This is a genomic window from Echinicola sediminis, assembly GCF_054777495.1.
In genome coordinates, this window is record NZ_BAAHAP010000065.1 from 18,493 (window position 1) to 31,913 (window position 13,421).

A 13,421-nucleotide genomic window follows, 5' to 3' on the forward strand; every position below is an offset into this window, starting at 1 on the left:
CAATTCAGCTATCATGGCTTTTCAAGCTAAATTGATGCAGTTGAATTAATTTGCTTTTACTTCTAATGTATTTAACGCAAAATCAATCCTTTTGATTAGTTCATCCTTGCCAATGATGACAAATATTTCCATTAAATCCGGTCCAGCACCTACACCGGTTACTGCCAATCTCACGGCCTGCATGACCTTGCCCAGCTTTATCCCGTTGCTGTCAGCGGCACTTTCCAACATAGATTTGGCCGATTCCGGGCTAAATTCCCCTTTGAATTTGTCCAATTCTTCTTTGTACGTCGAAAGTACCTTCACTACATCGTCGTTCCATTTTTTGGCAGCGACCTTTTCATCGAATGAGCTGGGGGCTATTAGAAGAAAACGGCCCTCTTTCCACAGGTCTGCGGGAAAAGTCGCCCTTTCTTTCATGATGGAAACGATTTTTTCTGCTTTGGCCTGAAGGATCTCCATATTTTCCTTCTTGAGATCTTCCATTAGATAGACCGCCAAATCATAATTCGATTTTGCTTTCAGGTATTGTTCATTATACCATTTTGCTTTATTGATATCAAACTTAGTGCCTGATTTACCTATTCTTTCTACAGAAAAAGCGTCTATCAGCTCTTCCATGCTGAAAATTTCCCTGTGATCTCCTGGGTTCCATCCCAAGAATGCCAAGAAGTTTACAAATGCATCCGGAAAATACCCCGCATCCTTAAACCCAGGGGAAAGCTCATTGGTTCTCGGATCTGTCCAGTCCATTGGGAAGATAGGGAAACCGTGTTTGTCCGCATCTCTTTTGGACAACTTACCGTTTCCATCCGGCTTCAACAACAAAGGAAGGTGGGCAAACTGAGGCATGCTGTCTTCCCAGCCCAAATAGCGATATAGCAATACGTGGATAGGAGCAGAAGGCAACCATTCTTCCCCTCGGATCACGTGTGTGATCCCCATCAAATGGTCATCTACGATATTTGCCAGGTGATAGGTAGGCATACCGTCAGACTTCATCAGTACTTTATCGTCCAAGGTATTGGAGTGTACCATCACCCAACCTCTGATCATATCGTTCAAGCGGATCTCTTCCTTTCTTGGTACTTTCAAGCGGATGACATAGGGCACACCGGAATCCAAAAGCTCCTTCACCTCATCCTCCGGCAAGGTCAGGGAGTTTCTCATCTGCGTTCTGGTAATGGCATTGTATTGAGGCGATACCACACGGGCAGCGGTCAACCTTTCCCTCATGGCATCCAGCTCTTCTGCAGTATCAAAAGCATAATAGGCAAAGCCCTTCTCCACCAAGTCCATGGCATATTGCATGTAAAGTGGCTTTCTTTCAGATTGCCTGTACGGTCCATGCGGCCCCTCCACCCAAGGACTTTCATCCGGGGTAATACCGACCCATGCCAAAGCTTCCTTAATATATTCTTCTGCACCGGGGACAAAACGTGTCTGATCTGTATCCTCTATTCTTAGCAGAAATTTTCCTTGATGCTTCTTTGCAAAAAGATAGTTATACAAGGCAGTGCGGACACCACCAATATGCAGAGCTCCAGTGGGAGACGGGGCGAAACGAACGCGTACTTCTTTAGTCATCTTGTTGATATTTTTCCTTTTTATAAGGGCAATTTTTGGGAGAGGGCCTCCCCCGGATTCAAAAGGCAAAGATACAAAAAGATGGGGAAGGATGGATAGATAATCAAAGCAATCTGTCCCTCCCTCATCACCAGAGGACTACCTTTTCCAGGAGCTTAGACCACTGATCCCAAAAACCAGCTTACTTTTTTACCCCTAAATGCTCTTTATCCTATTCTGGTAGAAAAAACCAAATTTAATTAGACCAGCCTAAAAAAATAAAGCCCGGAGAGTTGGCTCCGGGCTTTGATGAATTATTACTACCAGGGTTGTGCATTGGTTTTACCCAGATACTAATTTAAGCATATCTTATTATTGCACAAAGTTTTACAAGGCATAAAATCAAACAATTCCTTGATCAAAAAAGATCAACCGATATTGATATCAATTTGATGACGAAGAATATCCTCAAATGTCTCTCTTTTTCTGATCAGGTGAGTTTTACCATCTAAAATCAGCACCTCCGCAGGTTTTAGCCTGGAATTATAATTGGATGCCATGCTAAAACCATATGCCCCGGCATTTTTGATGGCCAAGACATCGCCTTCATTCACTTCCTTGAGTTTTCGGTCTGCGGCAATAGTGTCCGTCTCGCAGATATATCCTACTATGGTATAGACCCGTTCAGGACCGCTGAGCTTAGAAATGTTTTCCACACCGTGGTAAGCATCGTACATCATTGGACGGATCAGGTGGTTAAGACCGGAGTTCACGCCTATGAAAGTAGAAGCAGGAGTGGATTTGATCACATTGGCCGTCACGAGCAAATAACCACATTCACTGACCAAAAACTTACCTGGCTCAAACCAGATTTCCAACTCACGACCGTACTCTTTACAGAATTCCTGGAAAGCCGCCGATACCTTGTTGCCCACATCCTGGATGTCCGTGGTAATGTCCGCTTCTTTGTATCCCACTTTGAAGCCTCCACCAAAATCCAAAAACCGAAGATCCTTGAATTCCTTGGCCGCATCAAAAAGGATCTCTGCCCCTTTGAGGAACACTTCTGCATCTAAAATATCTGATCCAGTGTGCACATGCAGTCCGATCACCTGAAGGTTATGTACCTCCACTATCTTGAGCACATGCTTCAGCTGAAGAATGGAGATTCCAAATTTACTATCAATGTGCCCTACGGAAATTTTGGCGTTTCCGCCGGCAAGGATATGGGGGTTTAAGCGAATGCAGATAGGCACCTGGTTCCCATAATGGGTACCGAAATGCTCCAGCATCGGAATATTGTCGATATTGATCATGACACCAAGATCAACAGCCTCCTGAATTTCCTCAAAGGAAACACAGTTGGGGGTGTACATGATTTCATCCGGAGTAAAACCCACATGCAGGCACAACTTCACTTCTTCAATGGATACAGCATCTACCCCCGTACCGGCTTTCTTCATCAACTTCAGTATGTTGATGTTGGAAAGGGCTTTGGTGGCGTATTTTATCTTCAGGTTTACACTGGAAAAAGCTGTTTTCAGCGCTTCTACCTGATCCAAAATTTTCTGCCCGTCATAAACATATACCGGGGTGCCATACTCTTTGGCGATTTCCAAAAGCGGAACACCTTGTATTTGGTATTGCTGGTTGTCGATTGTCATGATGCATCCATTAATATAAGAGGGCAAAGATAGAAAAGGCCGGGCAACAAAAAAAGGAAGGGTATCCCTTCCTCTTTAAAATTTAGTAAGTGCTTATTATAAGATAAGAGTTACTTAGTTGTTCTTTTTGGCTGCTTTTAGTTCTTTGATCAGTTTTTCCAATCGGTCAATGGTTTTGTCCAACTCCTCATCGCTCATTTTGATCTTTCCTTCATCATCCTTTTCAAAAGCAAACACCTCTACTTTTTGGTTTTTCCCCATCAACACCGCATTTCCTCCTTCGATCTCCTCCATATCAAATTCGAATTTTCCATCACTTTGGGGAAATGGCATGCCCATTCGAAACTTGGGTCCAAAGTTCTCCATCCTCTTTTCGATCACTTTGACTGATTTTCCGTCTTTATTTAAAATTTCCACATTTACATCATCCTCTCTTTCCATCCAAGCAAAATGCCTGTTGCCGGGATGCTTATCATGTGTCATCGTGGAAAGGCTGATTTTCTTTTCACCCTTGGTGGTTTCCAATACCAGCTTATCGTGGTCTCCTTTTGGCAAATCAATTCCCAATTCCTTGAAAAAAGGGTCTTTTTCCATGATTTGCCGATTGTCATAGGTTTTGGAGATGTTTTCTTTTACACCGCCTTTTTCTGAAGTGACATTCAGAAAAAATTTCGTTTGTGCCTCCTGCCCCAAAGAAAGGGAAGATATGGCCATACAACAGACCACGGCAAGTATCCATTTAGTAGTCGATTTCATAATACATGGGTTTATGGTGAATGACAGTTAGTATTGTTTACAGTCTATCGATGGATTGAAAGTCCTCAGTTCTATGTTATTCTTTATAAAAGTACCTGATTTCAAAATAAAATTCTACTTACAGAAAGTTAAGGCTTGTTAAAAATTGTTAAGCTCAGGATGTACTTCTGTATTTACCCATAAATTTGTACCATGTCTAAGACAAAAATGAAAATAATTATCCTGCTGATGTCGCTTGCCTGTCTTGGATTGGTGGCTTTCCAATACTATTGGGTGGCCAATGCCATAAAGATCAACCAAGAGCGTTTTGAGCAGAATGTATACCAATCCCTGGCAGCCAGTATTACGAAGCTGGAGAAAGGGGAGACCAGTGACATTATCCTCAATGCCATGGCCACGGACAGCTCTTTTCAGCGGGTCTTGTTCCAAAAAATCGAACCGATCGAGTTCAATATAAAAAGGCAGGTCTCCATCCAAAGGAGACCCTCCATGGTGGATTCCATTTTTAAGGAGACGGTGCCCCAAGTTTCCCAGACTTTTATGAGAATGATCGCGTCAAGGGGAGGAAAACCGCAAAACCAGTTTGAACTGCAGAAGTATTTTGAGCTGCCCCCCTCCATTGCCAGTCAGCTTTTTACCGCTGATGAGATGGCCATTTACCTAAAGGAAAAAGAAAGGTACCTTGATTTTGTAGCAAAAAGAGACAGCTTTGCCAAAGCCCAGGATTATGGCCTCAACAGGGAAGCCCTGATCATTGAAGAATACAATGTCTCCGAAAATGTGGCAGAAAACATTGTGAAGGCCAATAAAAAGATTGAATTGGTGGAAGTGGTGATGAGCCAACTGCTTTTCGATTCCAGAGAGAGCATTTTGAACAGGGTGGATACGGCAAATCTTCATCAGGACATCCGCTCTGAGCTGAAGAAAAGGGGGATAAGCGGAAAGTTTGAGCTGGCCATCCTTAACAGGGACAATGCCCTGATAGGAATCAATGCTATAGAAGACCATAGAAACTTGATGCAGAATGGGATCAGGGCAGAGCTCTTCCCAGGAGACCTCGTAGGGGAAGAGAACTATATGATTATCAATTTCCCTTCTAAAAACACCTATTTGCTTCGGCAAATAGGATTGCCCCTTTCCAGCTCGCTGGTGTTTCTACTGATCATCATCTTTTGCTTTGTCTACGCCATCAAAGTAATTATACGACAAAAGAAGCTTTCCGAGACCAAAAATGATTTTATCAATAACATGACCCACGAGTTTAAGACGCCCATAGCGACGGTCAGCCTTGCGGTAGAAGCCTTGCAGGATCCAGAGCTAGCCAATCAGGACGCGTTTAGGAATCGATACCTGGGTATCATCAAAGATGAAAACAAGCGCCTGGGCACCCAAGTGGAAAAAGTCTTACAAGCTGCTGCTTTGGACAAGAAAGACTTTAAACTCAAGTTTGAAGAAGTGGATTTGGTCACATTGATCAAAGATTCGAAAAAGCATTTTGACCTGCAGGTGGAGAAGAAAGGCGGGGCCATCGATTTGGAAATCGAGGTGAAAAACCCCTTTCTGCAGGCAGACGCCTTTCATCTTTCAAATATCATCAATAACTTATTGGACAATGCCAATAAATATTCCCGCGAAGAGCCCAAGATCAAGGTGAAGGTTCTGGAAAATCAGGAAGGACTTACCGTGATCATCAAGGACAATGGGGTAGGCATGTCCAAGGAGTCGGTGAAAAAGATATTCGATAAATTTTATCGTGTGCCTACGGGCAATGTGCATGACGTCAAAGGTTTTGGCCTGGGACTGGCGTATGTAAAGACCATGGTGGAAGAGCACAACGGTGACATCTCCGTGGAGAGTGAGATCAATAAAGGAAGTACGTTTACCATTAATTTACCCCGTAAAAGATGAGCAAGGCTAAACTTTTGGTCGTGGAAGACGACCCGAACCTGGGAGATATCCTCCAAGAATATTTAACCATGAAGGGCTATGAGACCACTTTGTGCCGCGACGGAGAGGAAGGCTGGTCCAATTTCAAAAAAGACAAGTTTGACCTGTGCATTCTGGACATCATGATGCCCAAAAAGGATGGATTTACGTTGGGCAAGGACATCAAAAAAATCCAAGAGGATATTCCGATCATTTACCTTACCGCCAAAAACATGAAGGACGATGTCATCGAGGGGCTGAAAATAGGCGCTGATGACTATATCACCAAGCCCTTTAGCATGGAGGAACTGTTGCTGAGAATAGGGGCTATTTTACGCCGAACACAAAAGGGCAATGAATCTCCAGCCGCACTGAAGAACTATCCCATGGGGGATTTGGTCCTGCACTACGATGAACAGATGCTGGAAAGCCCTGAAGGCAGGCACAAGCTGACCTCCAAGGAAAATGAGTTGCTCAGGCTTTTGGCCTCAGAACTTAATAAGCCGGTAAACAGAAGCCATGCCCTCAAGCAGATTTGGGGAGATGATAGCTATTTCAATGCCCGCAGCATGGACGTCTACCTCAGCAAAATAAGAAAACTCCTAAAAGCAGATCCTAAGGTCCAAATCATCACCTTGCACGGTGAAGGTTTTAAAATGGTGGTGAGCGAGGAATGATCTGGTAACGTTAATTTCAGAATTAGAGGGGAGGATAATTTATCATAGCCGGGACAAAAGGCCCTATCCTTAAGGGCCTTCGTTTCTGATTGGCCACCAATAAGCTTTAATGGATTATAGGATTTGTTTAGTATAGCTAGACTGTACAGACTTTAACTTTCAAATTTGGGAGAAACATTATATTGGGGATTTGAAATCCCCAATTATTATAGGTCCGGATTTGCAATCCGGACCAGCTGCAAAGCACCATGACTGCGATAATGGGCTCCGGTAAAAGTTTCAGTCCTTTTTCAAAAAATCAATGTTTCTTTTGAGCCCGCTCAACTTGGTGCGTTTGACGGCGGATTTTTGGAATACCTTGCTAAAGGTCTCCTGCGTGATCTCTTCCCAATCGCCATGGTCCATATTTTTCAAGTCCGGATGCGGGTCAAAAGCAGGCTCCTCATGGGGTTTTGAAAAGCGGTTCCAAGGGCATACGTCCTGGCAGATATCACAGCCAAACATCCAGTTTTCAAATTTGCCCTTTACCGAAGAGGGAATCTCTTCCTTTAATTCAATGGTAAAATAGGAGATACATTTTGATCCATCGACCACTCCTGGCTGGACAATGGCATCTGTGGGACAAGCATCTATGCACCTGGTGCAGCTACCGCAGTAGTCCTTGGCCATAGGCTGGTCCACTGTAGCTTTAAGGTCAATGATCAGCTCGGCCAAAAAGAAAAAACTTCCCATTTTCCGGTTGAGCAAAAGGCTGTTTTTGCCCAGCCAGCCCAACCCGGCCTTTTTTGCCCACTGCCTTTCCATGACGGGGGCGGAATCCACAAAAGCCCTTCCTTCAACCTCTCCGATTTCTTCCTTTAAGCGAAAGAGAAATTCTTTTAGTTTGTCTTTGATGACAAAATGGTAATCCTTGCCGTAAGCATATTTGGCAATTTTATAATCCTCCTTGGCTGCTGGAAGCTTTTGTTCGGGATAGTAATTGTAAACCAGGCTGACCACTGTAGTGGCCCCCTCGACCAGTTGGGTAGGATCCAGCCTTTTGTCAAAATGGTTGGCCATATAAGCCATTTGCCCGTGGTAATTCCGGTTAAGCCAGTCCTCCAACCTTGGCGCCTCCTCTTCCAAAAATTCCGCTTTGGCAATACCGCAAAACTCAAAGCCCAGCTCATTGGCCAATCTTTTAATTATAGCGGCATTTTTATCGGGATTCATCATAACGGAACAGTCAGCTTAACAGAAGGGGTGATCGAAGGTATAAATCTTCCTTTATTCTCCAAATAAGTTTCCGGAATGTCCCCCAAAGTTGGGCTTTATATTCAGGTGCCTGTAGGCCAGTTCGGTAGCAATACGGCCACGGGAAGTCCTTTTGATATAGCCTTCCTGGATCAAAAAGGGCTCGTAGACCTCCTCAATGGTCTCCCCCTCCTCTCCACATGCCGTAGCAATGGTGGAGATGCCCACTGGTCCCCCTTTAAATTTGTCAATAATGGTCATCAGGATACGGTTATCCATTTCATCCAAACCATTTTCGTCAACATCCAAGGCATCCAGGGCCATTTTTGCAATGTCCAAGGTGATTTTTCCATTGCCTTTGATATCGGCAAAATCCCTGGTTCTTCTCAGCAGGGTATTGGCGATCCTTGGTGTTCCCCGGCTTCTACGGGCAATTTCATAGGCAGCCACCTCATCGATAGGTGCTCCAAGGATATTGGCCGAACGGGTAACGATGGTGGTCAACAGCTTGGCATCATAATATTCCAAACGGGCATTGATGCCAAAACGGGCCCTAAGCGGTGAGGTCAGCAGGCCCGAACGGGTAGTCGCTCCGATCAGGGTAAAAGGACTCAGGGAAATCTGTACCGAACGGGCATTGGGGCCTGAATCCAGCATGATGTCTATACGAAAGTCCTCCATGGCGGAATAGAGATACTCTTCCACCACAGGATTAAGGCGGTGGATTTCATCGATAAAAAGCACGTCTCCTTCTTCCAGGTTGGTCAGCAGGCCTGCCAGATCAGAGGGCTTGTCCAGAACAGGCCCTGAGGTGATTTTCAGACTGGACTCCAATTCGTTGGCAATGATGTGGCTAAGGGTCGTCTTTCCCAGACCGGGAGGGCCATGAAGCAACACATGGTCCAGGGGTTCCCCCCTTTTCCTTGCTGCCAATACAAAGACCTGAATATTGTCCACGATTTTCTGCTGTCCGGTAAAATCGTCAAAACTCAAAGGACGCAGGGCCTTTTCATACTCCTTGTCCGTTTGGTTCATGTTGTCGTTATCGCCCCTTAGATAGTCTTCTCTCATATTTTCCGCATTCCTAGTTACAAATATAGAAAATCTTGGGATGGAAGGTGGTAAGATTAAAAAATGCACAAGACACCCACAAGCGCTTCTTCAATTTTTCCGAACTTGGGAATCTATCAATTTTTCAATCTTGAAATATAAAACTAACTTTCGGGAAAATTTGTCCGGTTCCATGCAAAACAACGCCAGAAAGAACATCATCTATTCCATCATATTGCTTTTGGTGGTTTTTTTAGTCTATCTCTACAGACAGAACCAAGCTATCCCGGAGACCCCAGAGCCCGAAAAAGAAGGAAAGATGATCATCAACGGACAAACCATGGGGACTACTTACCGCATCGTTTACCTGGACATCGACAACCGGGATTTCACCAGCTCTGTGGACTCTTTATTGGCCGTTTTTAACGAGGCCCTTTCCACTTATATTCCTGAATCCGAACTGAGCACTTTTAATAAAACAGACACTCTCTCATTTGAGTCTCCTTATTTTCCAGCCATTCTTAAAAGCAGCAAAGAGATCAACCAACTGACCAATGGAGCTTTTGACCCGACAGTAGGACCGTTGGTCAATGCTTGGGGCTTTGGTCCCGAAGGAGCCCAGCTTAAGGACAGTGTGGAAATCAGCCAGTTGTTAAGACTGGTGGGATTTGATAAAATTCAATTTGATTCCTCCAAAGTCTGGAAGGCACAAAAGGGTGTTTATTTGGATTTCAGTGCCATTGCAAAAGGTTATGGCGTGGATCTGGTGGCGGATTTTTTAGAAGAAAAAGGAATCGAGGATATGCTGGTGGAAATTGGCGGTGAGCTGGTGGCCAGAGGCACCAATGAGAACGATGAACTTTGGAAGGTCGGGGTAAACCAGCCCAGTGAGGACATCAGCGCCAATGATATTTTCAGTGTCATTGCATTGGACAACAAGGGACTGGCGACATCCGGTAATTACCGCAACTTTTACTATAAGGACAGCATACGCTACTCACATACCATAGACCCCAAAACCGGTTACCCGGTAAACCATGGCCTGCTAAGCGCTACCGTTTTGGCCAAAGACTGCATGACCGCGGATGCTTATGCCACGGCCATGATGGTGTTAGGCACTGAAAAGGCAATTGCTTTACAAAGTGAACTTCCGGAAATAGAGGTATTTTTGATTTACAATGATTCACTGGGCATACAGACCTATATCAGTGATCGACTGAAACCGTTTGTATCTTATCTTAAGGGGCAAAACCAATAAAGCATGCTAGTTAAATTTTTAATTCTTTTTTTATCGGCCTTTCTAGCCGGGATTTTGGCATATGCCATGCCCACTTGGAAGGAAAAAAGTTTTAAGCTCATCCTGGTATTTGCCGGATCATACCTTTTTTCCATAACTGTCCTCCATATTTTACCAGAGTTGTTTGCAGACGCCGGTTCTGCTTATTTTATGGGACTTTATATTTTGATTGGATTCTTGCTGCAGCAAGTGCTGGAATTTTTGTCCTCAGGGATCGAACACGGGCATATCCATCATCACGGCGGGGGGAAGAACACGGTGTGGATGCTGATGGTGGGCCTGTCTTTACATGCCTTACTGGAAGGGACCTTGCTCAGCCAGCAACCTTCACTATCAGGACATCATCACGGAACAGAGACCTTGTTATTGGGCATTGTAATGCATAAAGCACCAGCAGCTTTTGCTTTGGTAGCGGTTTTGATGGCCAGTCTGAGGAAGTCAAAGGTGCTGATCTTATTGACGATTTTTGCCCTTGCCTCTCCCATCGGAATGCTTACAAGCAGTTTTGTATTTTCAGAGAAAATGCTCGAAGGGGAGATCATGCACATCCTTTTTGGCTTGGTCGCCGGAGGCTTTTTGCACATTTCTACCACTATCTTTTTCGAAAGCAGCCCCCATCACAAATTCCACCTCAACAGGCTTCTGGTAAGTCTCCTGGCTGCTTTTTTGGCCATAGCAGCGGAATATATGCTTTGAAGTAGGGCTGGTGAATGACTTTAAAGAACGTTACTATTGTTTTTGGATCAAGTCCCTGTAAACCTCCGCTCAATAAAAAAGAACGGAATGAGCTTTTTATTAAATCCAACTGAAGCTATAGGGTAGTGTGCTGGTTGACAAATAAATTATTTGGCCTAAATCTGGATAATCGGTCTTTTTGTCGTTAATTAATAAATTAATAGATTGAAGTAAAACAGGAATTGCATTAAAGCTGAGTACTTAGCTTTTATTTGGGCAAACTCCTGCACTTTGATTGCATTACTTAACAAATACCCATAATAGCAAAATCTCAATTATGAGTCATCAAGAAAAAATGAAGGCCTATTGGAAGGAAAATGTCAAAATCCTCCTTTCTCTATTGGTCGTGTGGTTTACCGTGTCTTTCGGCTGCGGGATTATTTTAGCCGACCAACTTAACCAGGTTAAAATCGGAGGTTTTAAGTTGGGCTTTTGGTTTGCCCAGCAAGGATCCATCTATGTCTTTGTGATATTGATTTTTGTATATGTCTGGCTCTTAAATAAGCTGGACAAAAAATACGATGTTCACGAATAATTTTTCCACTCTTCAAAAGACCTTTTAAAAATGGATATACTCACCTGGACTTATATACTGGTAGGGATTTCTTTTGCCCTATATATCGGCATTGCCATTTGGAGCAGGGCCGCTTCAACCAAGGAATTTTACGTGGCCGGCGGCGGTGTTTCCCCTCTTGCCAATGGCATGGCAACAGGAGCCGACTGGATGTCGGCGGCATCCTTTATTTCCATGGCCGGCCTGATTGCTTTTGCCGGATATGACGGCTCTGTTTACCTGATGGGCTGGACCGGAGGATATGTGTTGCTGGCATTGTTGCTGGCCCCATACCTGCGAAAATTTGGAAAATTCACCGTACCGGATTTCGTTGGGGACCGCTATTATTCGAACAAAGCTCGCGTGGTGGCTGTCATTTGCGCCCTCTTCATTTCCTTTACCTATGTCGCCGGACAGATGCGCGGTGTGGGAATTGTTTTTTCCCGCTATCTGGAGGTGGACATTAACACGGGGGTGATCATCGGAATGTGCATTGTCTTTTTCTATGCTGTTTTGGGAGGTATGAAAGGGATTACCTATACCCAAGTGGCCCAATATTGCGTCCTGATCTTTGCTTTTATGGTACCTGCCATCTTTGTATCCATGCAGCTGACGGACAACCCTTTTCCCCAACTGGGCCTAGGAGGAAGGGTGGAAGATGGCACTTACCTTTTGGATAAGCTCGATGGGGTCTTGACGGAATTGGGCTTTACAGCCTACACCCAAGGGCAAAAACCCATGACCGACATGCTGGCCATTACCTTGGCCCTGATGGTGGGAACAGCGGGACTTCCCCATGTCATCGTCAGGTTTTTTACGGTTCCACGAGTAAAAGACGCCCGGCTTTCTGCCGGATATGCCTTGGTATTCATTGCCATCCTTTACACTACAGCCCCAGCAGTAGCTGCTTTCGGGATTTATAACGCCATAGATTCGGTAGCAGAAAAACCCGTCAATGATCTCCCCGAATGGGTAGAAAACTGGCAGCAGACCCAGCTGATCCAAATCAACGACAAGAACCAGGATGGTGTGGTCCAATATGTGGCCAATCAAGAAGTCAATGAACTGAACATCGATAAGGACATTATGGTCTTGGCCAATCCTGAAATTGCCGAACTGCCCAACTGGGTGGTAGGCTTGGTAGCTGCAGGGGGAATGGCCGCAGCGCTCTCCACGGCTGCCGGACTGCTCTTGGTCATCTCCACCTCTGTCTCCAGGGATTTGGTAAAGAATTTCAACCCGGGGATTTCCGACAAGAAAGAATTGCTCATTGCCAGGACAGCAGCGGCAGTAGCCGTGGTCATAGCCGGCTACTTTGGGGTAAACCCTCCAGGTTTTGTCGCCCAGGTGGTAGCTTTTGCCTTTGGGCTGGCTGCAGCCTCCTTTTTCCCCGTAATCATCATGGGCATTTTCTCCAAAAGGACGAACAAGGAGGGGGCCATTGCAGGGATGTTGACGGGATTGGTATTTACCTTGGGCTATATTATCTATTTCAAGTTTGGAATGGACCTGTTCGGTTTGCCTGCTGAAGCAGTGTCTTCCGATTACTGGCTGTTTGGCATTTCCCCCGAAGGAATTGGCTCGGTGGGGATGTTGCTGAATTTCATTGTCAGCTTTCTGGTCTCTATGGCCACGCCTGCCCCACCAATGGAAGTACAGGAAATGGTGGAGGACATCCGGATACCTAGGGGCGCTGGCGGTGCCCAAAGTCACTGATTCTTCTATTCCTTTAAGCGATCATTACTATTAGGTTTGGGGAATAACAACCACAGATGAATATAAATAAACACAGATATAGCTTTTTTACCTCCCTTATCTGTGTATTTCACCGATAGTGACCTTAGGTTTGAGTGGTTGAAAAATGGAATGTTTTGAAGTATAATTGAAGCCCCGTCAGTGACCCAGCGATAGCCTTAGATGTAAGAGATCTAACCCGATATTTGGGACTGACAGGCTTTAAGAAC

The 13,421-nt window shown here is 44.8% G+C and carries 11 protein-coding genes; 6 read left to right on the forward strand and 5 right to left on the reverse strand.

The annotated features are described in order from the left end of the window. Positions 1-45 precede the first annotated feature (45 nt). From gltX to ACYVAA_RS15745, 3 genes are all read right to left on the reverse strand, one after another. Positions 46-1,587, reverse strand: coding sequence for a glutamate--tRNA ligase (gltX, locus tag ACYVAA_RS15735; protein WP_460543435.1), 1,542 nt, complete (start codon positions 1,585-1,587; stop codon positions 46-48). Positions 1,588-1,994: 407 nt separating this feature from the next. Then, positions 1,995-3,230, reverse strand: coding sequence for a diaminopimelate decarboxylase family protein (gene lysA / locus ACYVAA_RS15740; protein WP_460543437.1), 1,236 nt, complete (start codon positions 3,228-3,230; stop codon positions 1,995-1,997). A 114-nt stretch (positions 3,231-3,344) separates the two neighbouring features. Further along, complete coding sequence (locus tag ACYVAA_RS15745; RefSeq protein WP_460543439.1) at positions 3,345-3,986, reverse strand: hypothetical protein; 642 nt, start codon at positions 3,984-3,986, stop codon at positions 3,345-3,347. Between the two features lie 192 nt (positions 3,987-4,178). Here ACYVAA_RS15745 and ACYVAA_RS15750 point away from each other — a divergent pair, with 192 nt between their 5' ends. Together ACYVAA_RS15750 and ACYVAA_RS15755 are read left to right on the forward strand one after the other, a co-directional pair. After that, entirely contained in the window at positions 4,179-5,894 is a 1,716-nt protein-coding gene (locus ACYVAA_RS15750) for a sensor histidine kinase (protein ID WP_460543441.1), read from the forward strand. Continuing rightward, positions 5,891-6,589 (forward strand): response regulator transcription factor, encoded by a 699-nt coding sequence (locus tag ACYVAA_RS15755; RefSeq protein ID WP_460543443.1) that lies wholly within the window; start codon positions 5,891-5,893, stop codon positions 6,587-6,589. The genes ACYVAA_RS15750 and ACYVAA_RS15755 overlap by 4 nt, the downstream gene beginning before the upstream one ends. Positions 6,590-6,868: 279 nt before the next feature. Here ACYVAA_RS15755 and queG read toward each other — a convergent pair whose 3' ends face one another. Further along, on the reverse strand, positions 6,869-7,804 hold the full coding sequence (gene queG, locus ACYVAA_RS15760; protein WP_460543445.1) for an epoxyqueuosine reductase: 936 nt from the start codon (positions 7,802-7,804) through the stop codon (positions 6,869-6,871). Between the two features lie 51 nt (positions 7,805-7,855). Next, the gene (gene ruvB / locus ACYVAA_RS15765) at positions 7,856-8,893 is read right to left on the reverse strand and encodes a Holliday junction branch migration DNA helicase RuvB (protein ID WP_460543447.1); all 1,038 of its coding nucleotides are present in this window, start codon (positions 8,891-8,893) and stop codon (positions 7,856-7,858) included. Between the two features lie 172 nt (positions 8,894-9,065). Here ruvB and ACYVAA_RS15770 point away from each other — a divergent pair, with 172 nt between their 5' ends. The 4 genes from ACYVAA_RS15770 (at position 9,066) to ACYVAA_RS15785 (ending at position 13,173) form a co-directional block, all read left to right on the forward strand. Beyond that, the gene (locus ACYVAA_RS15770) at positions 9,066-10,130 is read left to right on the forward strand and encodes an FAD:protein FMN transferase (protein ID WP_460543449.1); all 1,065 of its coding nucleotides are present in this window, start codon (positions 9,066-9,068) and stop codon (positions 10,128-10,130) included. A gap of 3 nt (positions 10,131-10,133) precedes the next feature. Further along, complete coding sequence (locus tag ACYVAA_RS15775) at positions 10,134-10,865, forward strand: ZIP family metal transporter (RefSeq protein WP_460543451.1); 732 nt, start codon at positions 10,134-10,136, stop codon at positions 10,863-10,865. 316 nt (positions 10,866-11,181) lie between these two features. Continuing rightward, entirely contained in the window at positions 11,182-11,439 is a 258-nt protein-coding gene (locus ACYVAA_RS15780; protein WP_460543453.1) for a DUF4212 domain-containing protein, read from the forward strand. 30 nt (positions 11,440-11,469) lie between these two features. Then, positions 11,470-13,173, forward strand: coding sequence for a sodium:solute symporter family protein (locus ACYVAA_RS15785; protein ID WP_460543455.1), 1,704 nt, complete (start codon positions 11,470-11,472; stop codon positions 13,171-13,173). Positions 13,174-13,421: the final 248 nt, after the last annotated feature.

What these genes read in the sequence shown, in the direction of transcription:
- gltX (WP_460543435.1), bottom strand. Translation starts at nt 1,587, where the DNA reads ATGACTAAAGAAGTACGCGTTCGTTTCGCCCCGTCTCCCACTGGAGCT.
- lysA (WP_460543437.1), bottom strand. Translation starts at nt 3,230, where the DNA reads ATGACAATCGACAACCAGCAATACCAAATACAAGGTGTTCCGCTTTTG.
- ACYVAA_RS15745 (WP_460543439.1), bottom strand. Translation starts at nt 3,986, where the DNA reads ATGAAATCGACTACTAAATGGATACTTGCCGTGGTCTGTTGTATGGCC.
- ACYVAA_RS15750 (WP_460543441.1), top strand. Translation starts at nt 4,179, where the DNA reads ATGTCTAAGACAAAAATGAAAATAATTATCCTGCTGATGTCGCTTGCC.
- ACYVAA_RS15755 (WP_460543443.1), top strand. Translation starts at nt 5,891, where the DNA reads ATGAGCAAGGCTAAACTTTTGGTCGTGGAAGACGACCCGAACCTGGGA.
- queG (WP_460543445.1), bottom strand. Translation starts at nt 7,804, where the DNA reads ATGATGAATCCCGATAAAAATGCCGCTATAATTAAAAGATTGGCCAAT.
- ruvB (WP_460543447.1), bottom strand. Translation starts at nt 8,893, where the DNA reads ATGAGAGAAGACTATCTAAGGGGCGATAACGACAACATGAACCAAACG.
- ACYVAA_RS15770 (WP_460543449.1), top strand. Translation starts at nt 9,066, where the DNA reads ATGCAAAACAACGCCAGAAAGAACATCATCTATTCCATCATATTGCTT.
- ACYVAA_RS15775 (WP_460543451.1), top strand. Translation starts at nt 10,134, where the DNA reads ATGCTAGTTAAATTTTTAATTCTTTTTTTATCGGCCTTTCTAGCCGGG.
- ACYVAA_RS15780 (WP_460543453.1), top strand. Translation starts at nt 11,182, where the DNA reads ATGAGTCATCAAGAAAAAATGAAGGCCTATTGGAAGGAAAATGTCAAA.
- ACYVAA_RS15785 (WP_460543455.1), top strand. Translation starts at nt 11,470, where the DNA reads ATGGATATACTCACCTGGACTTATATACTGGTAGGGATTTCTTTTGCC.